The following is a 23,577-nucleotide window of genomic DNA, read 5'->3' on the forward strand; positions in this document are numbered from 1 at the left end:
GCGATCGCTCTTTCCAGCTGACGGAAAGTCCATAACTGTGCCTTGAACCCGGTGCTTTCGGGACAAGATAAAATCTGTTCATTTCCCGCATTACACAAAGCGCTGAAAAAGCGCAACGCACGCGGCATCCCAATTGAGGAATTTGCGCCTTTTTCCATCAAAGGCTCTGCGGGAGAGCGACGGAAGGTGAGCAATTGGTCTAATATGTCTGAATATTCGGGTCTCAGTCTTTACAAATTCGGCGCGCATGAACATAAACCTGAGCGAGGTGTCATGTTGGGATAAAGCCGAACGCAAAAGAATACGGCGTCCTGAACATGTGGTTGGCTGGGTTTCCGAGCGCCGTGAGGCTGAGGGGGTCCTAAAAAACAGGGGGGAATGAATGTCCATCTTATTGGGCTTGAGTACCGTCATCGACAAGATAACTGCGGCGGTCGGCAAGTCGGTTTCGTGGCTGATATTGGTCGCGGTACTGATCAGCGCCGGCAATGCGGTGGTGCGCAAAGCATTCGATATCTCGTCGAATGCATGGCTGGAAGCGCAATGGTATCTCTTTGGTGCCGTCTTCATGCTGGCAGCTGCCTATGCGCTGCAGAAAAACGAGCATATTCGCATTGACGTTCTGTCTTCCAGCTGGAGCAAGAAGACGCGCGACATCATTGATCTGGTTCTCCATATCATCTTCCTGATGCCCTTCGTCACATTGATGGCGTATCTTTCCTGGGCTCCCTTCATTCGCTCCTACACATCCGGGGAAGTGTCTTTCAATGCCGGTGGCTTGATTGTCTGGCCGGCCAAGGCCTTCATCGTCGTTGGTTTCGTGCTTTTGTGGTTTCAGGCGATTTCCGAAATCATCAAGCGTTACGCCATCGTGACTGGCCGGTTGGTTGATGATGCCGAATTTGAAGGCGATCATCCATCGAGTCCGCATCACAGCCTGATGCAAGAGGGGGATAAGTAAATGATCGAACTTATTGCCCATAATCTTGCGCCCATCATGTTCATTTCGGTGATGGCGTCACTGCTTCTTGGCTATCCGGTGGCATTCACGCTAGCTGCCGGCGGTTTGGGATTCTTTGTCATCGGTGTTGCGCTGTCCGATTTCTCACCGTCCATTCAGCTGTCGTTTGCCCTTCTTCAAAGTCACCCCGACCGTATATACGGAAACATCATGTCCAATGAGACATTGCTGGCTATTCCGTTCTTCACCTTCATGGGGATCATATTGGAGCGCTCGCGCATGGCCGAGGATCTGCTCGATACGATCGGCCAGCTCTTTGGGCCGGTGCGTGGCGGGCTTGCCTATGCGGCTGTTCTCGTTGGTGCGCTTCTGGGTGCGACGACCGGCGTTGTGGCCGCATCCGTGATGGCGATGGGTCTTATCTCCATGCCGATCATGCTGCGTTACGGCTATAACAGGCCGTTTGTTTCCGGCACGATCGCAGCTTCGGGAACGCTGGCGCAGATCGTGCCGCCATCGCTGGTGCTGATTGTCATGGCCGACCAGCTCGGCCGTTCGGTCGGTGACATGTATGTCGGTGCGCTTTATCCGGCGCTTTTGATTGTGGCTGCATACTGCCTTTATGTTTTCGTGATCACGATGGTCCGTCCCAAATGGGCGCCGGCGCTGCCGCGTGAAGCACGGACACTCGGCGGGGGCGTGACGTCGCTGATTGCGATGATCGCACTGGCTGGCGCTATCTATTACCTTTCCGACCACTTCCTGTTTTCCTCGATCACATCGGAATGGCGTGAGGTGGGTGCGCTGACGGCGGGTGTTTCTGTCATTTATGTCATTGCCCTTGCCAATGACTGGATGAAGCTCAACCTGATCTCGCGCCTTGCACAGCAGGTGATCATCGTGATGATCCCGCCGTTGGCGTTGATCTTCCTGGTTCTCGGAACCATTTTCCTCGGCATTGCCACGCCGACGGAAGGTGGCGCGATGGGGGCTGCCGGCGCATTGATCATGTCATTTGCCAAGCGGCGGTTGACCTTTGATGTGTTGAAGCAGGCTGTGGAGGCGACCACCAAGCTTTCCGCATTCGTCATGATGATCCTCATCGGTGCGCGTGTTTTCGGTCTGACCTTCTATGGCATCGAAGGCAACAAGTGGATCGAGGAGCTCTTGCTGTCCCTGCCGGGCGGTGAATACGGCTTCCTGATCGTGGTGACAATCATCGTCTTCATCCTGGGCTGCTTCCTGGACTTTTTCGAAATCGCCTTCATCATTATCCCGCTTCTCGCACCAGTGGCAGAGGCACACGGGATCGACCTGATCTGGTTCGGTATCATCCTGGGGATTAACCTGCAGACATCGTTCCTGACGCCGCCATTCGGTTTCTCTCTTTTCTATCTCCGGTCCATTGCACCTTCGGGTCCATGGAAGGATGAGGCGACGGGGCGAACTCTGGACGGCGTTTCCACGATGCAGATCTATCGCGGCGTGGTGCCGTATATCATCATTCAGTTCCTCATGGTGATGGTGGTGATTGCATTCCCGCAATTGGTGATGGTCTACAAGGGCGATAAAGCTCCGGTGAACCTGAACGACGTTCAGATCAATGTGCCCATGACCGACGAGGGCGGTGGCATTCCAGGTCTCAACCTTCCCCCGGTTGGCACGCTGGGTGGCGGAAACGACAGTGGCAATGCGCTGGGGCTGCCGCCGCTGACGACACTGCCGGGGCAATCGCAACCAAAACCTGATGAAAAGAAAGAGGATGGCGGTATCGATCTCAGCAAACCGCCAGTGTTCAACTAAAGCATGTCGCGTTTAATCGCCCGCGATTAAACGATAACGTACATGCGATACATAAGAGCAAAGACGTGGCCGGTTTGAATCCGATCAGGGGCACCACGCCTTAACGCAAAAAAGGGCCGGAATTTCCGGCCCTTTCGCATTTCGAAGATTGTCCCGAACGCTTAGACTGTTTCAGTTTTTGACTGAAACAGTCTACATTTTTTCGCTCACGCCAATTGCGCTTTGCGCAATGCTCCACTGGGGCGGCGCATTAGCGCCGGGCCACGCTTGTGGCCTTGAGCGCTTCAGTTAAAAGATGAACCGCTCTAGTTCAGCTGGCCTTCGATTGCCTTCTGTTCGGCTGCGACATCTGTCGCAATGGCAATGCGGCGCGGCTTCATGGCTTCGGGAATTTCACGCACCAGATCAATGTGCAACAGGCCGTTTTTCAGGTTTGCTGCGCGCACTTCCACATGATCGGCAAGCTGGAAGCGGCGCTCGAAGGCGCGCTTGGCAATGCCGCGATGGAGATACTGGGTGGTGTCTTCGTCTTCGGGGGCGCGTTCGCCCTTGATGGTCAAGACATGTTCGCGGGCTTCGATGGAAAGCTCTTCATCGCTAAAGCCTGCAACGGCCATGGTGATGCGATAGGCGTTTTCGCCGGTACGCTCAATGTTGTAGGGCGGATAGCTGTTGGCCTGTTCGCTCTGGCCGACGCCATCGAGAAGCGAAAAAAGGCGGTCGAAACCAACGGTGGAACGATAAAGGGGGGTATAGTCGACGTGACGCATAGTGTCCTCCTGAGAAGCGACTGTTTGCTGTTTTTTTCAAAGCTCTGCACCCCAATGCGGCGGTGCTGCGAGCGGGAAAGCCCCATCAGGGCGCTGTCCTGACGAATATCTGGTAATCGCAAAAGCGCAGTTCAAGAGTTTTTCGCGAAAATTCGAAAGGGGCAAAGTTTCTGGGTAGTTTCAGGGCTTGCGGCGATTTGCAGTTGCGCTTTGGCCGGTGGCTTTCTATCCATGGCAGAGCCTGCCCGTAAAAGTGTCGGATGATGGAAGACATATTGCATTCAACGCCGGGAAACGACGTTCCCGATAATCATATCGCCGGTTTCTTTGAAACCCATGACGGGCTGGCGTTGCGCTATGCGATTTTCCGTAGTCCCGTTTCGATTGCCAAGGGGACAATCGTGCTTTTGCAGGGGCGCAATGAATCCATCGAGAAATATTTCGAGACGATCCGCGAGCTGACCGAGCAGGGCTTCTGGGTGGCGACGTTCGACTGGCGCGGGCAGGGCGGCTCACCCCGGCTCATTGCCGATCATTCGCTCGGTCATGTGCACCGTTTTGCCGATTATGAGAAGGACCTCGAGGCCTTTCTCGAAAAGATCGTGTTGCCCGATACGCGCCTGCCGTTTTTCATGGTGGCCCATTCCATGGGTGCGCTGATTGCGCTTTCTACCGCGCCGCGGCTGGCCAACCGGATTGACCGGATCGCGTTATCTGCGCCGCTTCTGGAATTGAGCGACCGGCGGCCTTCCAGCCACACGATCATGCGTGTTGCGCGGTTCCTGAGGCTGTTCGGCTTGGGGCGGAAGGCTTTGAGCAAGAGCCGACCTCACACGGAATTTGCGGGCAATGTGCTGACTTCCGATCCAGACCGGTATGCGCGCAACCGGGCTATTGTGAAAGCGCATCCGGAGTTTGCGCTTGGTCCACCGACCGCGTCATGGATCGACGAGTGCCTGCGTGCGGGGCAGCGCGTGAGCACATTTTCCCATCTGGACAAGATCATGGTGCCGACCATTGTCTTGGCACCGACCCAGGATGCGGTCGTCTCCTATCCGGCAATCGAGCGGTTGAGCCGTTATTTCCGCGCCGGCCATTTCATTCCGATCGATGGCGCCAAGCATGAGCTCTTTCAGGAGCGCGACCGCTATCGTGCTCAGGCCATGTCCGCCGTTCTGGCCTTCCTGCCGGGTTCTTGAGCATCGCCCTCAGGCTGCGTTGAGAAGCGCCAATGCCTGTTGGTGGAGTTCGGGCGTGGCAGCGGCAATGATCTGCCCGCCCATTTCCGGCCGTTCGCCTTGCCAGGTCGTCATGACGCCGCCTGACTGCTCGATAATCGGTATGATGGCGCCGACGTCGTAGGGCTTGAGGTTGTTTTCGATAACGAGATCGATATGGCCGCCAGCCAGAAGTGCATAGGCGTAACAATCGCAGCCGTAGCGGAAGAGGCGCACGCGGCTTTCCACGGCGCGATACTGCTCGCTGTCCCGGCCTTCAAATATGTGCGGAGAGGTGGTGAAAAGCGTGGCATTGGCGATATCGCCGCAACTGCGGGATTTGATTGTGCGGCTGCCGTCCGGACCGGAATAGTAAGCCCCGCTTTCATCAGCGTAGTAACGCTCACGGGTGAAGGGCTGGTCGATGAGACCGGCGACAGCACGCCCGTTGCGATATAGCCCGATCAATGTGCCCCATACGGGCAGGCCGGAGATGAAGGCGCGTGTGCCATCGATCGGGTCGATGACCCAAACCAGATCGCGATCGAGCCCCACACTGCCATGCTCCTCACCCAGAATGCCATGGTCGGGGTAGGTTTGCGAAATAAGCCTGCGGATTGCCGTTTCGGCGGCTCGGTCGCCTTCAGTGACCGGATCAAAGCCCGATGCTTCCTTGTTGACGACATCTGCGCCGACGCGAAAGCGCGGCAGGGTCTCGGCAGCGGCGGCATCTGCCAGGCGTTCAAAAAACGAGCGTGGTGGAAGCATGTCGAAGGATATCCATGGAGAATTGATCTTGGGATGTGCGGCGGACGATAGTCCGGCTTGCGGCAGGGGGCAACGGAAAAGGGCAGGAAAGGTGCTTGAAGTCGGCGCGTAGGTGATAGGCAGCTCGAGGGATGGCCTTTTGAAATGACTATTCTTCGCGCATTCTTGCGATTAAAAATACATCATTTGAGTATAAGTTTTGCATATCTAAAATCATGAAATATTTGTGATCTTTTATTGACATTTGTGCAGTGCAATAATATCGTCAATATACAGCCGCTCGCGGTTGTAATACCCTCCTTGGGTGTTTCCTCCCTAGATTTGACCGCGCCATGGGCGCGGTCTTTTTTGTCTATATTTCGCTTTATTGATTTTTTCGCCAAAGGCTATGCGAAAGCGCTCAGGCTTACTTGAAGTGCTTTGCAAGATTCAGGGCGGTTGGATGGTTGAGCTCTATTATTCTGCCGCGAGGGAATCGGTGCGGCTTTCAGCTCCTACATGGGCGACCAGGCGGGCGAGGAATTCGCCCAGCATTTCGGCCAGGATATGGAAGTCCGGCTTCTTTTCCAGCGTGGTTTCATCGATGTAGAGCGCCCGGCTGACTTCAATCTGCAACGCGTGCAGGGAGCGGGCGGGGCGGCCGTAGTGCTCGGTGATGAAGCCGCCGGCATAGGGCTTGTTGCGGGCGACGGAAAAACCGAGACCTTCCAGGATCTCGACAGCGGCAAGTGCAATATGGGGCGCTGCACTGGTGCCATGCCGGTCACCCACAATGATATCGGGTCTTTGTCCCGTCCCGCCAACGCGAATATTGCCGGGCATGGAGTGACAATCAATCAGCACCGCCTGGCCAAAATGTACATGGGTCGCGGCAATCAGCTTCCTCAGTGTCGCATGATAAGGCTTATAGATCGTCTCGATGCGCCAGATTGCTTCATCGATGGGCAGCTTGCCATTATAGATATCCATGTTTTCGGCAACCAGGCGCGGTATGGTGCCAAGGCCGCCTGCCACGCGAGCGGAATTGCGGTTGGCATAAGGCGGGATGGAGCCTTCGAACATGCGTGCATCGAGCTCGTAGGGCTCGCGGTTCACATCCACATAGGCGCGGGGGAAATGAGCCTTCAGAAGCGGCGCGCCCAAAAGCGCACCGGCAGCAAACAGTTCATCGGCATAATAATCTTCCGAGCGCCGCAGTGTGTGGGCATCGAGCCGTGACTGTTCCAGAAAGCTTGCCGGATAGTTGCGTCCGCTATGGGGCGAATTGAACACGAAAGGTATGCGCTGCGTCAGCGGCTCCACAATCTCAAAATAGCTGTTTTGCGCTTCGAAAACTGACATCCGGTCCTTTACCATGTTCCGCATTTGCTGCGGGTAAACTGATTGTTCATGTTGCCAGCCTGCCACCGGCAAGTCCATACTTAGAAACAACAATATGGCGCGAAGCTTTCGTTCACTGGAAATTTACCGGAAGACTGCTAAATATGCGCGGATTAGGCTGGGTACAGGCACGAATATGGTCAAAGACATGAATCAGAAAATTCTTCTCGCTGAAGATGATAACGATATGCGCCGCTTTCTGGTGAAGGCGCTGGAGCGGGCGGGTTATGAAGTGCGCTCATTCGACAATGGCGCAAGCGCATACGACCGGCTGCGTGAAGAGCCCTTTTCGCTTCTTTTGACCGATATCGTGATGCCGGAGATGGATGGTATCGAGCTGGCGCGCCGCGCCACCGAGCTTGATCCAGACTTGAAGGTGATGTTCATCACAGGTTTTGCTGCCGTGGCGCTGAACCCGGACTCAAACGCCCCCAAGGACGCCAAAGTGCTTTCCAAGCCCTTCCACCTGCGCGACCTCGTTGACGAAGTCAACCGGATGCTGGCCGCCTGATTGAGGCCAGAAAAGACGCTTCGAAAAAAGCTGAAAAAACCTATTGACGGGGAGAAGCCTTTTATGGTCTATGCCCCGTCACGGATGGGCGTGTAGCTCAGCGGGAGAGCACTACGTTGACATCGTAGGGGTCACAAGTTCGATCCTTGTCACGCCCACCATCCTTCTTCCTATATTTTCGTTTGTGCGTCCGTGTTTCGGTGCGGTGGTCTTGCTCGCGTGCATGCGAAACAACCACTGGACTGCGGATTGTACCGCTTTTTCGGTCCGATCCTTGACGTTCACATCTTGCGAGCAACAAAAAATCCCCCGCGCGAGCGGGGGATTGATTTTAATGTCGACTAATATCGCCCGCTGAATGCTGTTTTTATTGGGTCAGCACCGTCATGCGGTCTGCGGCTTTGGCGCCAATGGCTTCGAAGGCGGCGACCATTTCTTCTGCAGACTGGGCGTTGAAGTAGTGAGACGAGTCGCTGGCGCAGGACGACAGAAGCTGCTGGCCGTTATAGGGAGCCTGAAAGGCGACGGTGTAAATTTCAATGCCGGCCTTCTTGGCCTTGTCGCAGGTGTTGAGGGTCCACCAGTCAGCGTACCAATAGTTGTTCGCGCCATCTGTCATGAAAACGATGAATTTAGAGGGCTTTTTGCCGTTTACGCCCAGATGGGCATTGTTTTCACTCGACCGCGTCAATTGTGTGTAGGCTTCTTCCATGGCATCGGAGGAATCGGTGCCGCCATTAGCAGACAGATCCTTGACGTATTTGGTGATGTGGTCAGTGCCCCAATTCAAGTTTTCAGGGGTCCACATCCAGTTTGTGTAGGACACCGCACCCATACGCGCGTATTTCTTGCTCGGGTCGGCTGTTTCGATCTGGTGTAGCAGCTTCATGCTGGCCAGTTTGAGCGAATCCATCTTGCTGAGGAACTTGCCTCTGCCTGGAGAAATGCACTTGTCCGTGGCAGAACTGTTGCGATCGCAAATGTAATCGTCTGAAACGTCGTCCTTTTCCGTGTCGGTTGTTTCATTCATCGATCCGGAGCGATCGAGAACGAGAAACATGGAAAGTGCGTTTTGCGTGCCGGTGGTGCCGTGAGCCGCAGAAAGCGACTTCACCTTCGAGCCTGTGCCGCCATAAATTCTGGATAGGCCGGAAAACGAGTAGTCGGCGCAAGCATTCACCGACACGTCGTAGGAGCGCTCCGTTCCATAGCCTTTTGTTTCTGTCGCCTTGGCTGTTACGCAATCCTCTGGGACCGGAGAGTTGGAATTGAGCATCTCCGACTTCACATAGTTCATGGCAAGCGTTTCGGCTTCGTCCAATGTCATGTCAGGGTTGTTCACCAAGGCAGTTGCTGCAGCGGTCGCTGCGGCATCCGTCGCCGTCTGCAGGCGTAATCTTGTGGAAAGCATGTATGAGGTATCGAGTGCGCTTCCGACGCCAAATATGATGACGGGCAGAAGCAGAGCCGCAATGATGGCGAAGTTGCCGCCCTTGTCGGTGTGCAAACGGTTGATCTGTTTTTTCAAATTTGTTGCGTTCATCGTGCCGCTCTCCGGTCAGAAGAATTTCCTGCAAAATAGTCCGGCACAGTTAACAAAGGTTAATTTGGCAGCTGTTCTTTCAATCCATGTTTAACCGCAGTTTAACACTGTGAATAATGCTGTGTTGGAGTGGTACATCTTTTGGGAAAACAGCATTGAAATGCCGTTTGACATGGGAGTTTCTGCACGTTATGGGATGTTTGGTTTTGGGACGCCCGCCGCCCGTGCGCAGATCATGCGTTTGGTGAAGTTCCCTTGAAAAGGCACGATGGACGAAGCTTTTTAGCTCTTCATGCATTCGCGCTGTTGGTAATACGGGCTCCACAGGTCAGAAAGCGAGTGCGGAGAGGATGCTTCGCAAATGACTGATCATGTACCTTTGCCATCGCTGGAGGCGATCAAGGACCAGGCAAAACGCCTGCGCGCCCGCCTGACCCAGGAGGGCAATCCCATACCCCATTCCAAGGCTCTGGAACTGATTGCCGCACAATACGGGTTCAGAGACTGGAACACGCTTGTCGCCAAGGTGGGAAACCGGCCACCGCTTAACCCTTGGATGCTGGGTTCTGCGGTTCGCGGCCACTATCTGGGACAGGCGTTTTGCGGCCAGGTGATTTCGGTGAAGGCAATTTCGGCCAGACCCGGCTATTACCGCCTGGAACTGCAACTGGATGAGCCGATCGACGTTGTTACATTCGACAGCTTTTCAGCCTTTCGTCATCGGCTTGTTGCGACGATTGGAGAAGACGGGCGCACGGTCGAAAAGACGTCTGACGGGCGGCCGCATATGGAACTGGCCTGGTAGGCCGCCAGATGAAACACAAGGTGCCGCCGCCCGGGTGGGCTGCGGCACAGTTGGGCGTGAACGATTCCGGGATCAGCGCACCAGGACCGATGAAATCGCGTTGTCGAGCGAATTCAGGTGTGAGCGCGACGTGTTGATGAGGATGCAGTCGCCGCCGAGACCCTTGTCGGTGCAGATCTTGGTTCTGGCATTGCTGACGGCAACCGAGGATATGCGGTCGTTCCAGCTGCTTCCCAGGTTGCTCATGCGGCCCTTCGGCTCGGTGCAGAAGCGTTTGCCCTGGAAGTTCGGCAGCGAAAAGAAGCAGACTTTGCCTTCCATGGCGTTGCAGTCGGAAGCCGTCTTGCAGCGGTTGACCTTTCTGATGATTTCGCGGTCGCCGCGATCATTGCTGCCGCGGCCAGGCGTGTTGCCGCCATGCGTGCTGCTGCCGCCTCCGGGATTGTTGCCTGCGCCGGGTGTGTTGCCGCCGGGGCCTCCGGGGCCAACGGATGCCATGCCGAAGCCGCCGGCTGCGTTTGCGGTTTGAATTGTGAATGTTCCTGCGGCGAGCGTCATCAGGACTGCGGTGATGGTTTTGGTCATGCGGTTCATTGTGTGCCTCCAAAGCGATCAAAATGGTTGGTCTGGTTTTGTCCAAGTTGGTAACAGCGGCTCTGGAAGGTCTTTCTTCCGCAGCGATTGATGTCGCCTGCCGTTGTTATTGAGGACACAATAGACGTTGATGCCCGTTGCCTCTGTTTCAGAGGTTACAGGGGGAGGCCTGATGGCTTTGGAGGAAAATCCGCGGGCGCGAGGTCAATTGGCTCCCGCAGATCGTATGAGGATCAGCCGGTGATATCGACCACGCCGCAATCGCCAGCTTCGGAGGCGAAGGCCAGAAGCTTGCCGGATTTGGACCAGCTCATGCCTGAGATTGCGCCCTTGCCGGGGCGGCGCAGCAGGATTTCCTTCTCGTCGTCGATGCGCACGAGCAGGATCATGCCGTCGATAAAGCCGATGGCTACGACATCCTCTGAAGGGTGGAAGCAGACGGCGGTTGCCAGAATGTTGGCGCGGGTGCCAAGCTCCAGCGGCGGCTTGCCGAGCGGACCATCCTTTCCAGCAAAGGGCCAGACGATGGCAGCGGGCGCACCGGATGATGCCAGCCACTTGCCCTTGGCCGACCAGGAGAGCGACTTGATCTTGGCCGGGTAGCCGGTCATACGCATGTGGCGCGGCTCTTCGCCCGGTTTGCCATCGATCTTCCAGCCGTGGAGCGCGTTTTCCTGCATGGCGGTGACCACGAAACGGCCATCGGGCGAGAAGGTGACCTCGTTATGCGCGCCCTTCCATTCCAGATTGATCGGCGCACCTGCCGTCATCACCCAGTGCAGGGTCACGCCATTATAGCGGGCGGTGGCAATGCGCATGCCCTTTGGGGCAAAGGCCATGCCTTCAATGGTGCGCTCTTCATCAAATGTTTTTACCGTGCCATCGGCCAGGCGCACATGGGCCTGTTTGCCCACCGCATATCCGACGGACTTCTGCGGGCCTGCGGCAATAACGGAAATCCACTTGCGCGGTGCCTCGGCCAGCGTTTCCACCGTGCCATCGGCATGAATGCGATTGACCTTGCCGTCTTCGCCACCGGTGAGGATCGTATCGGTCGCCGTATCCTTGATGGCCGTCAACAGACCATCGTGCGCCTCGGACACTTTCTGACCCATGTCGAGCCGATGGATTTCGCCGCTGGAGGCAGCAAAGAAAGGAACGTCACCAATGAAATGGGCTCCGGCAACGTGACCTTCGATATCAAGCGGGGCAACTGTGGGCATGGGAATTCTTTCAGGCTTTGATCGTCTTAGTTTGGTTGTTCAATAGACAATGTGGCCAGCGGAGGGAAGGGTGGAGTGGGGGCGACCTGGGTGGCAGTCCAGATTTTGGGGAGAGTGATATGGTTTGGTTGAAACGGATTGGGGTGGATTTGTTTCTAGATCATATGGGGTAGATTGATGTATACAGCCGTAGTTAGAGAAAATCGTTAAATTGGGCGATTTGGGCTCAATATTATAGAATATATCGCTGGAGGCATCAAAGTACCCCAACGCTATCATAGATCGGAAGCGGCCAATCGCCCATGCGCCAACATGCAGGTGTCAGTAACGCTCGTGTCCGAATTTTAAATTCAAAATCAAGCTTCTCGCTGTCTGGCTTAAAATATCTGCCAATCTGTTCATGAAATGCTTCAGCATCAGCCCAGAGACCAACATTTATGAATCTCTTAGCCTCGGTATTCTCTAATTTCCATGTAATCCAAGGATATTTTTCGTGGGCTGTCGGCTCACTTAAGAACTCTCCAACCATTTTTGAGCGATCTTCAACAGGCACTGCTGTCTTCCAATAATTTTTGAATTCGTCTTCCTGACCGAGATTTATCAGCCAGTCTACAAATATGATCTGCATTTGGTTCTCCTCTGATCGCTCCACAATGTATACTTATAAACCAAACTCACCCATCCGGCGGATATAGCTGGCTTCCGTGAAGTACGGCTTCGATGTCTACATAATAGGGCTCGGAAATGGTGTAGACCATGAAATAGGGGTATTTCGGGATCGATATTTCCCGTGTTCCGGCAACCCGTCCGGGACGTCCGAGGAAGGGGAAGTTTTCAAGCTGATAGGCGAGCAGGATGATAGCTGCCGCCACGCGCTCCGCAGCCGCTGGGTTTCGTTCCTGAATATAGTGATGGATTTTGTTAAGATCGACGCGCGCGTTGTGCGAAAACCTAACGTGCATCGAAGCCGAATTCTTCTGCGATCTTGTCGAGGTCGTGATAAACGATATGGCCGGACCGCTTCTGGTCCAGCCGTTTTTCGATGATCTCGCGCACCCACGCATCGTGTCCTTCAACCGGTACTTCACCGGTGACGGTCGTGAGATCTTCTATGCTCAGTTGGTCTTTAACGTCGCTCATAGGTTGGACACTATCACATTCGACACGCCGAGGCGAGACTTTTGCAGCTTTACGCCGCAACCGTCTCCACTTCGCAGGCCTTGAAGGTGCGCTCCAGCTTTTCCTGGTCGAGGTCGCGGCCGATGAAGACGAGGCGGGTTTCGCGTTTTTCGCCGTCTTTCCAGGGGCGCTGGTGATCACCTTCGATGATCATGTGCACGCCTTGGACGACGTAACGTTCTTCATCGCCTTCGAAGTTGATGATGCCTTTGAGGCGCAGGATGTTGGGGCCGTCGATCTGGGTGATCTTCTGGATCCAGGGGAAGAACTTGTTGGGGTCCATCGCGCCGCCACGCAGCGAGATCGACTTCACCGTCACATCGTGGATCGCAGACGGGGCATGGTCGTGGTGATGGTGATGGCCATGATCGTGATCGTGATCATGGTGGTGGTGGCCATGATGGTGATGGTCGTGGTGATCGTGATCGCAGTCAGGACCGCAGACGTGATCGGGGTCGTCATGGTCGAGGAAGTGCGGATCGTTTTCCATCGCACGTTCCAGATTGAATGCGCCCTGATCGAGAACCTTTTTCAGGTCGATGTTGGAACGCTGCGCATTATAGATGCGGGCTGCCGGGTTGATGGCGCGCACGATATCTTCGATCTGGTGCAGCTCTTCGTGCGATACAAGGTCTGTCTTGTTGATGATGACAACGTCGGCGAAGGCAATCTGGTCTTCGGCTTCGCGGCTGTCCTTCAGGCGCAGCGGCAGGTGCTTGGCATCCACCAGCGCAATCACGGCATCCAGTTCGGTCTTGGCGCGCACATCGTCGTCCATGAAGAAGGTCTGGGCGACGGGGGCGGGGTCTGCAAGGCCGGTGGTCTCGACAATGATGGCGTCGAAGCGGCCCGGGCGGCGCATGAGGCCTTCCACGACGCGGATCAGGTCGCCGCGCACGGTGCAGCAGACGCAGCCATTGTTCATTTCGTAGATTTCTTCATCCGACTCGACGATCAGGTCGTTGTCGATGCCGATTTCGCCGAATTCGTTGACGATCACCGCATAGCGTTTGCCATGGTCTTCAGTCAGAATGCGGTTCAGAAGCGTTGTTTTGCCAGAACCGAGATAGCCTGTGAGAACAGTGACGGGAATGGGCTTTGCAGCTTGTGCTTCAGTCATCTCGATAATCCTTTGTGGGAATTTGGTCCTTATATAGGGCGGTGTTGCAGGTCGCCGCAAGGATGTCGGTGAAATTGTTCCGGGCCGATTGTGCCGTTCGGTCGCGATATTCCACGCGCAGGAATTCGCGGTAAGCTCTGTTTTCGGCGCGGCGGGCCTGCCAGGCGCGGAACGGTTTTGCGATTACCCTGCCAATATAGCGGAAGAAGCGGCGGCGTTCCTGCCGGCGAAAGGCGGCTGCATTGCGCTCCAGGCTTTGAATGTCGGATAGCTTGCCGGGCCAGACATCGACCAGGTCCATCCGCTCGCCGCGGGTGTAGATGACAAGGCCGCTGTCGAGTTCGCCAAGTGCGGTGAATTCCAGTTCGGTATAGTGGTTGAAGTTGCGCATCGGTCTGCTCCTGTGTTTGAGACTGACCGCAGTTTATTGCTTCCCAAGAATATGATAATTGGCTTATTTGGAATGGAATTCGTGAAAATGGATCATGAATATGGATCAGCTTGCTGCGCATGAGATGAATGTGTTCTGCCGCATTGTCGACGGCGGCAGCTTTGCTGCGGCAGCTGATGACATGGGGATGACGCCGTCTGCAGTTTCAAAGCTTGTGACCCGTTTGGAAGACCGGCTGGGCGTGCGGCTTCTGGCCCGGACGACGCGTCGGCTTTCGTTGACGGCGGAGGGGGAAATCTATCTGCAATCGGCGCGCGCCATCGTGAGCGCCATTGAGGAGGCGGAGACGGAGCTGATGGCCAGTGCCGCCGAGCCCTCCGGTCATTTAAAGATCAATACCGGCGTGGTGGTGGGGCGGCACATGCTGACGCCGATTTTGCCGGAGTTCATGGCACGCTATCCGCGGGTTTCTGTGGAGCTGAATATCGCAGACCGCCAGGTGGACCTGATTGCAGAGCAGGTTGATATTGCCATTCGCACCGGACGGCTGACGGATTCATCGCTGATTGCCCGCAAGCTGGGGGATACGACCCGCGCCATTTGCGCAAGTCCAGCCTATCTTGAGCGCCATGGTCCGCTGGAGTATCCGGGCGAACTGGTGAAGCACAATTGCATGACGGTTGCCGGCTTTTCCTATCTGCGCCGGTGGCCGTTCCTGACGCCGGAGGGGATCAATATGGTGGAGGTCAGCGGTCATTTCGACAGCGACAGCCCGGATGTGATCGTGGATATGATGCTGGCGGGGCAGGGGATCGGCAGGCTGTCGCGGCTGATTGTGGCGGATCATATTGAGAGCGGTGCGCTGGTTGAGCTTTTCCCTGACCAGCACAGAAAAGAGCCGCTTCCGGTGCACGCGATCATGCCGCCGGGCGGGAACCGCGCGCTCAAGGTACGGGCATTCCTGGATTTTCTATTCGAGCATCCGGATGTGAAACGGCATTTTTAAATATCGAAGGCCCTGATATCAAAGCGGTCGACGTCGCTGATCAGTTCCGCGAGCCCGGCAACGGCCTTCTTGAGCATGGTCTCACCCTTTTCAGCCGTAGCGCGGCTTGCATTGCCGGCTGCACCCTGCTCGTTCAGATCAGACATTTTCCAGCCGAATGCGTGTGGGCCATAGGCGCGCAAATGTTTGAACTCCCGGATGAAGTCAGACTGGCGGGAGGCGAAGTTCTGGGCTTTCTCCATCGACACTGTTTCAGGTGCAAGCGCCAGCATGACAGATGTTTCGATGTCGCCGCCGTGAATATCGGTGGCTTTGTCTTCGGCTGAGACAACGCCCTCTGATGCGCCAAAGCGGGTCCAGCTTGTTGCCACGCACAGCATGTTGAAGCGCACGCGGGCTTCTGTGGCGACGACAGTCATCAGGGGCGAATTGCCGCCATGGGCGTTCAGCAGAATGAGTTTTCGAATGCCTTGGCTTGCCAGCTCTTCTGCGATGCCAAGCCAGCGATTGACGGCTTCATCATAGGTCAGCGTTTTCGTACCCTCGATATGGGCATGCTCGATGGAATAGGTGATCCGCTCCGTGGGAAGAAATGTCACGTCCAACTCGGGTGGAAGCACGGACTGCAATTGTTGCGCAATGCCGTCAGCGATGATGGCATCCGTCTCGAACGGCAGGTGGGGTCCGTGATATTCGTGTGCGCCCAGCGGCAAAATGGCGATTGTTTTCCTGAAAGGCGGTGCCGGCATTTGATTTCTTTACTCGAATTTGACCAAGTCCGGCTTAGGCTTACAATTCACGGGCTGAAATTGAAAGGGTCGGGCGATGGCCAAGAAGGACGGCAAGAAAAACAAGGACAAGAAAAAGGACAAGGTCGAAGGCGAGGTGGCGGCCTCGTCTGCAACGGTGGATGCGTCGGAGGCGATTATCCAGGTGTCGCGCAGTCTGCGCACGCTGATTTCGCGCGAGTTGAGCGGTATTGGCCTTTATGCAGGCCAGGAGGGTGTGATCCTGAGCCTTGCGGAAACCGATGGTCTGACCGCGGGCACCATTGCAGACCGTGTGGGGGTGAAACCACCGACCATGACGCGGACGATCGTCCGCATGGAGGCGCAAGGCTTTGTCGAGCGGCGCGATGGCGACGATGGCCGTCTGACAACCGTCTGGCTGACGGAGGCGGGACGGCAGACGGTCGCGCGCATCAACGAGGTGCGAGATCAGGTTCAAAACAGTGCCATGGCGGGCCTTTCAGAAAAACAGCAGCGCAACCTCGCAAAATACCTGAAGGCTGTGGACGCCAATCTGCTGGCTGCACTCGGTGGTTGCTAAAGCGATTAAAGCCGTTTATTTAAACATTTTAATTCAGTTCGTATTCGGTTCCGGTCGCTGAAGGTTGTTTTTGCCGATCCCAGGGAGGGTGAATGGCTCAAAAGATCAAGCTTTCAACGATTGCGGAATCGCTTGGCGTTTCCACGGCAACCGTTTCTTTGGCGCTTCGTGACAGCCCGCTTGTGGCCGAGGCGACGCGGGAGAAGATCAAGGCGCAATCGCGCGCGCTGGGCTATATCTACAACCGCCGTGCGGCCAGTCTGCGCACATCCCGGTCGGGCATCATCGGCTTGATCGTGCATGATATTCAAAACCCGTTTTATGCTGAAATTTTAAAAGCGATTGAAAGCGAGTTGGACCGCTCGAGCCACACATTCATTCTGTCCAACCATTATGACTCGGTGGAAAAGCAGCGGACCTTTATCGAAACGCTGCTGCAGCTGGGCGGCGATGGCATTATCATGTCACCGGCAATTGGGTCGCCGCCGGAAGATCTGCAGCTTGCCGAAGACAACGGCATGCCGGTGATCCTGGTTGCGCGTACCATGGACAGTCTGGATCTACCGACCTATCGCGGAGACGACGGTTACGGCATTGCGCTGGCGACCAACCACCTGATCGGCCTCGGCCACAAGAGCATTGCGATGGTGGGTGGAACCGACCAGACATCGACGGGCCGTGATCGCTATCAGGGCTATGTCGATGCGCTGAAGAAGGCGAATATTCCCGTTGATCCGAAATTGCGTCTTGCGGGACCCCGCACCAAGCAGGCTGGTTTTGAGGCTGCGGTGCATTTCCTGTCACTGCCGCAGAAGCCGACTGCGGCGGTCTGCTGGAACGATCTCGTGGCCATCGGCTTCATGAGCGGGCTGGCGCGCGCCGGTCTGGTGCCGGGCAAGGATATTTCGGTCACCGGCTATGACGATCTGGAGGAGGCCTCCATCGCTACGCCGTCGCTGACCACGGTGTGGAACGGGCAGGCGGAGGTCGGCAGGCTTGCGGCGCGGGCGCTTCTGGATAAACTGTCGGGTAGCCATGAACCGGATGGTTTGCATCTGATCAAGCCGGAGATGCGCATCCGCCAATCGACAGCGCGCCTGCTGCGTTAAACAATCGGAATTCGCAATGACCAAGACCACCATTCTCATCGCGGGCAAGCTTCACCCGCGTGTGCTGCAAAGAATTGGGACAGCCTTTGAAATCGTGCAGATCGAGAAGCCGGATGCGGCTCTGGTCGATCCGCAATTGCTGCCCAAAATCAAGGCTGTCAGCAGTTTTGTTGGCGTTCCTGCCTCCCTGATTGACGCGCTGCCGAACCTTGAAATCATCGCCAACTTCGGTGTCGGCTATGATGGTGTGGACGTGAAGCGTGCTGCCGAGCGCGGGATTATCGTGACCAATACGCCGGATGTTCTAAACGATGAGGTGGCCGATACGACCGTCGGTCTGCTGCTCAACACGCTGCGTCGACTGCCTCAGGCGGAAAGCTGGCTCCGCGACGGACGCTGGGCGCGCGAGGGGAATTTTCCGCTTTCACCGTTGTCTCTGCGTGGCCGCACGATCGGCATTTATGGTCTCGGGCGCATTGGCCTGGAAATCGCGCGCAGGCTCGAAGCTTTCGGTGTGCCGATCAGCTACCACACGCGCACACCGCGCAGGGATGTGTCGTACACCTATTATCCCGATCTGCGGTCGCTTGCTGAAGGAACCGATACGCTGATCTGCATCGTGCCGAAGACGCCGGAGACCCACAAGACGATCAACGCCAAAATCCTTGCGCAGCTTGGCCCGACCGGCGTGTTGATCAATGTCGGGCGCGGCTGGACGGTGGACGAGGACGATTTGGCCGACGCTTTGGAAAAGGGTGTGATCGCGGCTGCCGGGCTGGATGTTTTTCAGGACGAGCCGCGCGTGCCGGAACGGCTGCTGAAGCTCGACAATGCCTGCCTCTTGCCGCATGTCGCTTCGGCCTCGGTGCCAACCCGCAACGCAATGGCCGATCTTGTTGCGGACAATCTGCTCAATTGGTTTGAAAAAGGCGAACCTTTGACGCCGGTTCCGGAAACCCCTTTTGAGCGGGCCAATTCATAAAATAGTAATAAACCTTAACGCGGTGTCCACGGGGTAAGGTTTGATTAAGGTTATGCGCGCAGACTCACGGTCACACAACACGGAGTTTGCCAATGCGTCTTGCAGCGCTGACCGGAATTCTCATCGCAGGTGGCATCGGCCTTTATCTGGTTCCGGGGCCGCAATCGGCCAGGCTTGATCCCTTCACATCCGGTTCGATTGTGACCGGAGAAGCGCGGGAATATGCCGTGGCCAATTTGAGAAGCGGCGAAGTCTGTCTTGTGCGAAAGGGCCGGGCCGTCACAGCGTCTGCCAGCGAATTCGACGCGGATATCGATTGTGAAGCGGTTTGGTCGGGCCTTTCGAGTGCTGCTACATGGTCGGAGCAGGATGACGGGCTCGTCGTTCTTGCAGATCGAAGCGGGCATGCACTGGTTTCACTTGCACCGGGTGACGGTGTAGCTTTTGAGGCGATGGAACCGGCAAATGCCGATCTCAGCCTGACCGTTGTTCAGTGACAATGTATGGTCGGATTTCGCGCAACTGCTGGGTCTAAAGCTGCCTTTTCTGAAACTCTTGGGCGTCTGCAAAGGCCTGTTTCACAAGGCCTCAGGCAGATTGACCGGCTTTCTTCTGAAAAAACTTCATCATATTAGACGAAAGTCGAAGTCTCGCCGGTATTAGGCGCTTGAAACCTTCTTATCAAAATGGTTAGGTCGCTTCGATGCTGCGACTGGTAGGGAACCAGCGCAGATTTTTCGTACTGGGAGGTATAACATGAATCGTCGTTCATTTATGAAAAAGGCTGGCGTCGCAGGCGCAGGGGCAGCCGCTACAGCACTTGCCGCTCCGGCAATTGCGCAGGAAAATCCTGAAATTACCTGGCGCATGGCATCATCATTCCCGAAGTCGCTCGACACGCTTTGGGGCGGTGCACCGGACGTTGCTGAGCAAGTTGCTGCAATGACGGACGGCAAGTTCAAGATCGAGACTTATGGTCCGGGCGAACTGGTGCCAGCACTGCAGGTGGCTGACGCCGTTGCTGCCGGCACGGTGGAAGCCTGCCATACGGCACTTTACTATTTCTGGGGCAAAGATCCGGCTTATGCCGTGCCTTGCGCGGTTCCGTTCGGCCTGAACGACCGCCTGCAAGACGCCTGGCTCTACCAGGGTGGCGGCAATGAGCTGGCAAACGAGTTCCTTGCAACGCAGAACCTTTATGCCCTTCCGGCCGGTAATTCCGGTTGTCAGATGGGTGGTTGGTTCCGCAAGGAAATCAACACAATCGACGATCTGAAAGGCCTGAAGTTCCGCATCGGCGGTATGGGCGGCAAGATCTTCGAAAAGCTTGGCGTTGTGCCGACATCTATTCCGGGCGGCGATATCTATCCGTCGCTTGAAAAGGGCACGATTGACGCAGCCGAATATGTTGGTCCTTACGATGACCAGAAGCTTGGCTTCAACAAGGTGGCGCAATACTACTACTATCCGGGCTGGTGGGAAGCCGGTCCGACGCTCCATGCTGCCTTCAACCTTGAAAAGTGGAATGATCTGCCGAAGCACTACCAGTCCATTCTTTCCAATGCATGCGCCTTTGCCAACAGCAACATGATGGCGAAGTATGATGTCAAGAACCTGCCGGCTCTGAAAGAGCTCGTGGCTTCTGGAACACAGCTTCGCCCGTTCAGCCAGGAAATCCTGGAAGCCGCTTATGCTGCAGCCATCGAAACCTATGCTGAATTGTCCGAGCAGAGCCCGGCATTCAAGAAGCTCTACGACTCGCAGCTCGCCTACAAGAAAGACGCCTACACCTGGATGCAGGTTGCCGAACATACCTATGATACGTTCATGATGGTTCAGCAGCGCGCCGGCAAGCTTTGATCGTTTGAGAAAATTGCTTTAAGGATGCCCCGGCCTGTCCGGGGCATTCTTGTTTTTGAAGGTATGTTGATGACGTTGCCACGTAAGCCCGCCGCTGTCGTTTTCGATATGGACGGGCTTCTTTTTGATACCGAGACCCTTTCTTTTGAAGCTGCAGTGACGGCTGCTGCGCAGCATGGCCACGCAATCGACTGGCCGTTTTTCAGCACGCTGATCGGCCGCGCCTGGCCCGATATCAGCTTGCACATGACCGCGCATCTTGGCGACGGGTTTGCTGCAGACGATTTCCGCGTGACCTGGCTCGACCATTACAGTGCGTTGCTGGCAGGGCGGCTGGCGCTGAAGGCGGGTGTGCTTGAGCTTCTGGACATTCTCGACAGCTATGCCATTCCGCGCGCCATTGCCACGTCTTCGATGAAAGAAAAGGCTCTCTACAACCTGGAACGCTTTTCGCTGATGGACCGGTTTCACCACGTCATTGCGCAGGGCGATTATGCGGCGAGCAAGCCGGCTCCGGACCCGTTTCTCAAAGCATCCGAAAGGCTTGGTGTTGCGCCGGCGCTCTGCCTGGCGCTCGAGGATTCCCACAATGGTATCAAGGCGGCCCATAGCGCGGGCATGATGGCGATCATGGTTCCTGATCTCCTGGAGCCGACCGAAGAGATCAGGGCTTTATGCGAGCATGTTCTGACCGATCTTCATCAGGTCGCTGATCTCATCATGGGCATGGAAGCCTGAGGCATGTTCTTGGCCGCGAAAATGCCGGCCAATATCCGGTCAAGGGAAATGGCACCGGCGCCTTTGATGACGAGATAAATCAACGGGAAGATCCAGAGGGTGCGCTGATCGGCAATGAGACTGTCCGAAAAGCGGTCGAACAGCGCGCCAACCGTTTCCGGGCCAACCTGGTGAACGGTGATATCGACCAGTGTCTGTACGGCGATGAAGCCGATCATTCCGAGTGCGGCGATGCGGGTGAAAAGCCCGAGCACGACCATCAGCGGCAGCAGGAATTCGCAATATGTGCCCAAGAACACGATCAGACCCCAGGGGAGAAACGGCACCGCGGCAATATTGCCACCGGCTGTGTCAACGGCTGGAAGGGCAATCTGATAATAGGCGCTATCCTGTATGGAGAAGAAGCCGGCAAAGCCATCCCCAACCTTGGTGCCGAATGAATTCAGGAAATAGAAATAGAGAACGGCGAAAAACACGAAGCGTGCAAGAAGGCCCAGAAACCAGCCATCCGTCAGGTTTTCGAGGCGAATGAAAACGGCGCGGTGCATTGCCGTCATGTGCTGGATGATTTTCATGATTTTGTCCCTCCCTCAGGTGCAATCGCGCAAAAGGCTCCAGCGGACATAAGAATTGCGAGAGCCTGCGACAGGTCGAAATCCGCGTCGCTTTCAAAAGCGGAGACTGCCGCGTGACCAAGCGAGGCACGGGCGAAAAGCGACTGCGTAAAAACGAAAGCGGCGTGCGACAGATTGTGAATCTGCGGGTCGCATCGCGGCCGCGTGACCAGCGCGAATTCCGGCGACATGGGATCAAAGCCGGTGAGCGCGATATTCTGGCGGCTGCGGCAGACCAATGTGACCACGCCAAAGTTGGAGCCCAAGAGGCTGGCTGCGGGATGGGTCACGAAGCGTATGTCTGCCAGTTCTTCAGGGTCGATCATACCAAGCGCTTCGGGCGCGAGCGGTGCTGCGTCGGCAGCGTGATAGGCGTCAAGCCACAAGCGGTCGAGCCGGGCGACATCTGGAAGAAAAAGCAGGTCGTTTGCGGGCTCGAAGCTTGCAATGAAATCGGCAAAACCGCGACCATATTCAAAAAGCAACGGCGATTTCGGCGGGTTTTCGCAGGCAAAAACCCGCGCCATTGCGCGGAAGTAATCCTCGCCCACGAGCGACTGAACGGACGGAAAGATGTCCGCCAGCGCGTTGACGAGGCTGTGGGTGACATTGTTGCGGTAGACTGAGAAGCGGCGTGCGGCGGCTTTGCCGTTGGGCGCGATCAGGCCTCGCGGGATTGCAGAGCTTGCGTCGAGAAGCGCGTGCGCAAAGTCTCTTTGAAGTTCAGCCATGACGCGCTCCAAGAAATGCTGCCTGGCGGTGGCGATCCAAAATCGCATCGGCCAACTGGGCTTCGCGGCGCAGGACAGGCCAATCGGGAACATCATTGTCCCACTCGATCAGCGTTGGCAGGGGACCGGTGCGTTGGATCAAACTTTCAAAGAGCGCCCAGACCTGTTTGTCGACGGGACGGTCATGGGCGTCGATGAGAAGGGGAGAACCGTCTTCGTCGCGGTCTTCTGCATGGCCGGCGAGGTGAATCTCCTCAACCAGTTCAATGGGAAACTCGGCGAGATAGTGCTGGGCGCTGAAACCGTGATTAACGGCTGAAACGAGCACGTTGTTCACATCCAGCAACAGGCCACAGCCAGTGCGCGCGGCGATCTCGCGGATGAAATCGGTTTCGCTCATGGTCGAACGTTCGAAGGCGGCATAAGTGGAAGGGTTTTCGAGCAGCATCCTGCGGCCAAGTGCGGTCTGCACGCGGTCGATATGCGCGCAGACAGTGGCCAGCGTTTCCCGGTCGTAGGGAACCGGTAGGAGGTCGTTGTAGTAGCTGTCGTCGTGGGTGGACCATGCCAGATGCTCGGAGACGAGCGCCGGCTCGTATCGCTTTACGACAGTGGCGAGACGCTGCAAGTGTTCGGGGTCGAGACCGTTTGCCGAACCAATGGAGAGGCCAACTCCATGAATGGAGAGGGGGAATTCCTGCCGCATCAGGGTGAGAATGCGGTGAGGATGGCCGCCGGCTCCCATGTAGTTTTCAGCGTGAACCTCCAGAAATCCGATCCTGTAGGCGTCGGCCAGAATGGCCTCGGCATGCTGAGCCTTGAGGCCCGCACCGGCGCGAGCCGGCATCGGAGCAGTCGGAAAGCGGGCAGGGTGCAACGGTTCTGCGTTCATGATGGCCTCCGTGGGCATCTGGAATTGAAGCCCGCGGGGCGGCGCGGGCTT

Annotated in this window: 27 protein-coding genes and 1 tRNA gene; 13 read left to right on the forward strand and 15 right to left on the reverse strand. The window is 56.3% G+C overall.

What is annotated here, in order from left to right:
* Positions 1-382: 382 nt before the first annotated feature.
* Positions 383-961 (forward strand): TRAP transporter small permease subunit, encoded by a 579-nt coding sequence (locus NHF56_RS02070; RefSeq protein WP_252801128.1) that lies wholly within the window; start codon positions 383-385, stop codon positions 959-961.
* Entirely contained in the window at positions 962-2,764 is a 1,803-nt protein-coding gene (locus NHF56_RS02075) for a TRAP transporter large permease subunit (RefSeq protein WP_252801132.1), read from the forward strand.
* A 305-nt stretch (positions 2,765-3,069) separates the two neighbouring features.
* On the opposite strand, the gene NHF56_RS02080 is transcribed toward NHF56_RS02075, so the two are convergent.
* The gene (locus tag NHF56_RS02080; protein WP_252801134.1) at positions 3,070-3,534 is read right to left on the reverse strand and encodes an Hsp20 family protein; all 465 of its coding nucleotides are present in this window, start codon (positions 3,532-3,534) and stop codon (positions 3,070-3,072) included.
* A gap of 260 nt (positions 3,535-3,794) precedes the next feature.
* On the opposite strand from NHF56_RS02080, the gene NHF56_RS02085 reads away from it, so the two are divergent.
* Entirely contained in the window at positions 3,795-4,733 is a 939-nt protein-coding gene (locus tag NHF56_RS02085) for an alpha/beta fold hydrolase (protein ID WP_252801136.1), read from the forward strand.
* A gap of 9 nt (positions 4,734-4,742) precedes the next feature.
* Here the strand turns inward: NHF56_RS02085 and hisN are convergent, their stop codons facing one another.
* Entirely contained in the window at positions 4,743-5,519 is a 777-nt protein-coding gene (gene hisN, locus NHF56_RS02090) for a histidinol-phosphatase (protein WP_252801137.1), read from the reverse strand.
* A gap of 456 nt (positions 5,520-5,975) precedes the next feature.
* Complete coding sequence (locus NHF56_RS02095; RefSeq protein WP_373456237.1) at positions 5,976-6,875, reverse strand: N-formylglutamate amidohydrolase; 900 nt, start codon at positions 6,873-6,875, stop codon at positions 5,976-5,978.
* A gap of 172 nt (positions 6,876-7,047) precedes the next feature.
* Between NHF56_RS02095 and cpdR the strand changes: the two genes are divergently transcribed.
* Complete coding sequence (cpdR, locus tag NHF56_RS02100; RefSeq protein WP_252801142.1) at positions 7,048-7,410, forward strand: cell cycle two-component system response regulator CpdR; 363 nt, start codon at positions 7,048-7,050, stop codon at positions 7,408-7,410.
* 86 nt (positions 7,411-7,496) lie between these two features.
* Positions 7,497-7,571: transfer RNA gene (locus NHF56_RS02105), tRNA-Val, on the forward strand.
* A gap of 206 nt (positions 7,572-7,777) precedes the next feature.
* Here the strand turns inward: NHF56_RS02105 and NHF56_RS02110 are convergent.
* Positions 7,778-8,953, reverse strand: a complete 1,176-nt coding sequence (locus NHF56_RS02110) for a VWA domain-containing protein (protein WP_252801144.1) — start codon at positions 8,951-8,953, stop codon at positions 7,778-7,780.
* A gap of 361 nt (positions 8,954-9,314) precedes the next feature.
* Between NHF56_RS02110 and NHF56_RS02115 the strand changes: the two genes are divergently transcribed.
* Positions 9,315-9,758, forward strand: a complete 444-nt coding sequence (locus NHF56_RS02115) for a glyoxalase superfamily protein (RefSeq protein ID WP_252801146.1) — start codon at positions 9,315-9,317, stop codon at positions 9,756-9,758.
* 72 nt (positions 9,759-9,830) lie between these two features.
* Here the strand turns inward: NHF56_RS02115 and NHF56_RS02120 are convergent, their stop codons facing one another.
* The 7 genes from NHF56_RS02120 to NHF56_RS02150 all read right to left on the reverse strand — a co-directional run bounded on the left by NHF56_RS02120 (position 9,831) and on the right by NHF56_RS02150 (position 14,265).
* Positions 9,831-10,352: a peptidase inhibitor family I36 protein gene (locus NHF56_RS02120; protein WP_252801147.1), complete on the reverse strand. Its 522-nt coding sequence runs from the start codon at positions 10,350-10,352 to the stop codon at positions 9,831-9,833.
* A 233-nt stretch (positions 10,353-10,585) separates the two neighbouring features.
* Entirely contained in the window at positions 10,586-11,575 is a 990-nt protein-coding gene (locus tag NHF56_RS02125) for a WD40 repeat domain-containing protein (protein ID WP_252801149.1), read from the reverse strand.
* 256 nt (positions 11,576-11,831) lie between these two features.
* Positions 11,832-12,203, reverse strand: coding sequence for a hypothetical protein (locus NHF56_RS02130; protein ID WP_252801151.1), 372 nt, complete (start codon positions 12,201-12,203; stop codon positions 11,832-11,834).
* A 46-nt stretch (positions 12,204-12,249) separates the two neighbouring features.
* A complete protein-coding gene (locus tag NHF56_RS02135; protein ID WP_252801152.1) occupies positions 12,250-12,537 on the reverse strand; it encodes a type II toxin-antitoxin system RelE/ParE family toxin in 288 nt (95 codons plus the stop codon).
* Positions 12,527-12,715 (reverse strand): hypothetical protein, encoded by a 189-nt coding sequence (locus NHF56_RS02140; protein WP_252801154.1) that lies wholly within the window; start codon positions 12,713-12,715, stop codon positions 12,527-12,529. Before NHF56_RS02140 ends, NHF56_RS02135 begins: the two co-directional genes overlap by 11 nt.
* 49 nt (positions 12,716-12,764) lie before the next feature.
* The gene (locus NHF56_RS02145) at positions 12,765-13,874 is read right to left on the reverse strand and encodes a GTP-binding protein (protein WP_252801155.1); all 1,110 of its coding nucleotides are present in this window, start codon (positions 13,872-13,874) and stop codon (positions 12,765-12,767) included.
* Entirely contained in the window at positions 13,867-14,265 is a 399-nt protein-coding gene (locus tag NHF56_RS02150) for a hypothetical protein (RefSeq protein WP_252801157.1), read from the reverse strand. Before NHF56_RS02150 ends, NHF56_RS02145 begins: the two co-directional genes overlap by 8 nt.
* Before the next feature lie 94 nt (positions 14,266-14,359).
* Here NHF56_RS02150 and NHF56_RS02155 point away from each other — a divergent pair, with 94 nt between their 5' ends.
* The gene (locus NHF56_RS02155; protein ID WP_252801159.1) at positions 14,360-15,271 is read left to right on the forward strand and encodes a LysR family transcriptional regulator; all 912 of its coding nucleotides are present in this window, start codon (positions 14,360-14,362) and stop codon (positions 15,269-15,271) included.
* Here NHF56_RS02155 and NHF56_RS02160 read toward each other — a convergent pair.
* Positions 15,268-16,020, reverse strand: a complete 753-nt coding sequence (locus tag NHF56_RS02160) for a creatininase family protein (RefSeq protein ID WP_252801161.1) — start codon at positions 16,018-16,020, stop codon at positions 15,268-15,270. The two genes, NHF56_RS02155 and NHF56_RS02160, sit on opposite strands and share 4 nt — an antisense overlap.
* A gap of 76 nt (positions 16,021-16,096) precedes the next feature.
* On the opposite strand from NHF56_RS02160, the gene NHF56_RS02165 reads away from it, so the two are divergent.
* The 6 genes from NHF56_RS02165 (at position 16,097) to NHF56_RS02190 (ending at position 21,289) form a co-directional block, all read left to right on the forward strand.
* Positions 16,097-16,600 (forward strand): MarR family winged helix-turn-helix transcriptional regulator, encoded by a 504-nt coding sequence (locus NHF56_RS02165; RefSeq protein WP_252801163.1) that lies wholly within the window; start codon positions 16,097-16,099, stop codon positions 16,598-16,600.
* 92 nt (positions 16,601-16,692) lie between these two features.
* Entirely contained in the window at positions 16,693-17,709 is a 1,017-nt protein-coding gene (locus NHF56_RS02170) for a LacI family DNA-binding transcriptional regulator (protein WP_252801165.1), read from the forward strand.
* A gap of 16 nt (positions 17,710-17,725) precedes the next feature.
* Positions 17,726-18,691, forward strand: coding sequence for a 2-hydroxyacid dehydrogenase (locus NHF56_RS02175; RefSeq protein ID WP_252801167.1), 966 nt, complete (start codon positions 17,726-17,728; stop codon positions 18,689-18,691).
* Between the two features lie 92 nt (positions 18,692-18,783).
* Entirely contained in the window at positions 18,784-19,188 is a 405-nt protein-coding gene (locus NHF56_RS02180) for a hypothetical protein (RefSeq protein WP_252801169.1), read from the forward strand.
* A gap of 259 nt (positions 19,189-19,447) precedes the next feature.
* On the forward strand, positions 19,448-20,551 hold the full coding sequence (locus NHF56_RS02185) for a TRAP transporter substrate-binding protein (RefSeq protein WP_252801172.1): 1,104 nt from the start codon (positions 19,448-19,450) through the stop codon (positions 20,549-20,551).
* A gap of 69 nt (positions 20,552-20,620) precedes the next feature.
* Complete coding sequence (locus NHF56_RS02190; protein ID WP_252801174.1) at positions 20,621-21,289, forward strand: HAD family phosphatase; 669 nt, start codon at positions 20,621-20,623, stop codon at positions 21,287-21,289.
* On the opposite strand, the gene NHF56_RS02195 is transcribed toward NHF56_RS02190, so the two are convergent.
* Genes NHF56_RS02195 through NHF56_RS02205 form a run of 3 tightly spaced genes read right to left on the reverse strand, consistent with a single transcriptional unit; the run spans position 21,253 to position 23,526 of the window.
* Positions 21,253-21,864, reverse strand: a complete 612-nt coding sequence (locus NHF56_RS02195; RefSeq protein ID WP_252801177.1) for a DoxX family protein — start codon at positions 21,862-21,864, stop codon at positions 21,253-21,255. The two genes, NHF56_RS02190 and NHF56_RS02195, sit on opposite strands and share 37 nt — an antisense overlap.
* The gene (locus tag NHF56_RS02200) at positions 21,861-22,634 is read right to left on the reverse strand and encodes a DNA-binding domain-containing protein (RefSeq protein ID WP_252801179.1); all 774 of its coding nucleotides are present in this window, start codon (positions 22,632-22,634) and stop codon (positions 21,861-21,863) included. The genes NHF56_RS02195 and NHF56_RS02200 overlap by 4 nt, the downstream gene beginning before the upstream one ends.
* Positions 22,627-23,526 (reverse strand): DUF692 family multinuclear iron-containing protein, encoded by a 900-nt coding sequence (locus NHF56_RS02205; RefSeq protein ID WP_252801181.1) that lies wholly within the window; start codon positions 23,524-23,526, stop codon positions 22,627-22,629. Before NHF56_RS02205 ends, NHF56_RS02200 begins: the two co-directional genes overlap by 8 nt.
* Positions 23,527-23,577 lie beyond the last annotated feature (51 nt).

The organism is Rhizobium sp. L1K21, from assembly GCF_024055895.1.
Lineage (GTDB): Bacteria > Pseudomonadota > Alphaproteobacteria > Rhizobiales > Rhizobiaceae > Ensifer_A.

Bases quoted from the DNA above. Each gene is read 5' to 3' on its own strand.
- NHF56_RS02070 (WP_252801128.1), top strand. From the start codon at position 383: ATGTCCATCTTATTGGGCTTGAGTACCGTCATCGACAAGATAACTGCG.
- NHF56_RS02075 (WP_252801132.1), top strand. From the start codon at position 962: ATGATCGAACTTATTGCCCATAATCTTGCGCCCATCATGTTCATTTCG.
- NHF56_RS02080 (WP_252801134.1), bottom strand. From the start codon at position 3,534: ATGCGTCACGTCGACTATACCCCCCTTTATCGTTCCACCGTTGGTTTC.
- NHF56_RS02085 (WP_252801136.1), top strand. From the start codon at position 3,795: ATGATGGAAGACATATTGCATTCAACGCCGGGAAACGACGTTCCCGAT.
- hisN (WP_252801137.1), bottom strand. From the start codon at position 5,519: ATGCTTCCACCACGCTCGTTTTTTGAACGCCTGGCAGATGCCGCCGCT.
- NHF56_RS02095 (WP_373456237.1), bottom strand. From the start codon at position 6,875: ATGGTAAAGGACCGGATGTCAGTTTTCGAAGCGCAAAACAGCTATTTT.
- cpdR (WP_252801142.1), top strand. From the start codon at position 7,048: ATGAATCAGAAAATTCTTCTCGCTGAAGATGATAACGATATGCGCCGC.
- NHF56_RS02110 (WP_252801144.1), bottom strand. From the start codon at position 8,953: ATGAACGCAACAAATTTGAAAAAACAGATCAACCGTTTGCACACCGAC.
- NHF56_RS02115 (WP_252801146.1), top strand. From the start codon at position 9,315: ATGACTGATCATGTACCTTTGCCATCGCTGGAGGCGATCAAGGACCAG.
- NHF56_RS02120 (WP_252801147.1), bottom strand. From the start codon at position 10,352: ATGAACCGCATGACCAAAACCATCACCGCAGTCCTGATGACGCTCGCC.
- NHF56_RS02125 (WP_252801149.1), bottom strand. From the start codon at position 11,575: ATGCCCACAGTTGCCCCGCTTGATATCGAAGGTCACGTTGCCGGAGCC.
- NHF56_RS02130 (WP_252801151.1), bottom strand. From the start codon at position 12,203: ATGCAGATCATATTTGTAGACTGGCTGATAAATCTCGGTCAGGAAGAC.
- NHF56_RS02135 (WP_252801152.1), bottom strand. From the start codon at position 12,537: ATGCACGTTAGGTTTTCGCACAACGCGCGCGTCGATCTTAACAAAATC.
- NHF56_RS02140 (WP_252801154.1), bottom strand. From the start codon at position 12,715: ATGAGCGACGTTAAAGACCAACTGAGCATAGAAGATCTCACGACCGTC.
- NHF56_RS02145 (WP_252801155.1), bottom strand. From the start codon at position 13,874: ATGACTGAAGCACAAGCTGCAAAGCCCATTCCCGTCACTGTTCTCACA.
- NHF56_RS02150 (WP_252801157.1), bottom strand. From the start codon at position 14,265: ATGCGCAACTTCAACCACTATACCGAACTGGAATTCACCGCACTTGGC.
- NHF56_RS02155 (WP_252801159.1), top strand. From the start codon at position 14,360: ATGAATATGGATCAGCTTGCTGCGCATGAGATGAATGTGTTCTGCCGC.
- NHF56_RS02160 (WP_252801161.1), bottom strand. From the start codon at position 16,020: ATGCCGGCACCGCCTTTCAGGAAAACAATCGCCATTTTGCCGCTGGGC.
- NHF56_RS02165 (WP_252801163.1), top strand. From the start codon at position 16,097: ATGGCCAAGAAGGACGGCAAGAAAAACAAGGACAAGAAAAAGGACAAG.
- NHF56_RS02170 (WP_252801165.1), top strand. From the start codon at position 16,693: ATGGCTCAAAAGATCAAGCTTTCAACGATTGCGGAATCGCTTGGCGTT.
- NHF56_RS02175 (WP_252801167.1), top strand. From the start codon at position 17,726: ATGACCAAGACCACCATTCTCATCGCGGGCAAGCTTCACCCGCGTGTG.
- NHF56_RS02180 (WP_252801169.1), top strand. From the start codon at position 18,784: ATGCGTCTTGCAGCGCTGACCGGAATTCTCATCGCAGGTGGCATCGGC.
- NHF56_RS02185 (WP_252801172.1), top strand. From the start codon at position 19,448: ATGAATCGTCGTTCATTTATGAAAAAGGCTGGCGTCGCAGGCGCAGGG.
- NHF56_RS02190 (WP_252801174.1), top strand. From the start codon at position 20,621: ATGACGTTGCCACGTAAGCCCGCCGCTGTCGTTTTCGATATGGACGGG.
- NHF56_RS02195 (WP_252801177.1), bottom strand. From the start codon at position 21,864: ATGAAAATCATCCAGCACATGACGGCAATGCACCGCGCCGTTTTCATT.
- NHF56_RS02200 (WP_252801179.1), bottom strand. From the start codon at position 22,634: ATGGCTGAACTTCAAAGAGACTTTGCGCACGCGCTTCTCGACGCAAGC.
- NHF56_RS02205 (WP_252801181.1), bottom strand. From the start codon at position 23,526: ATGAACGCAGAACCGTTGCACCCTGCCCGCTTTCCGACTGCTCCGATG.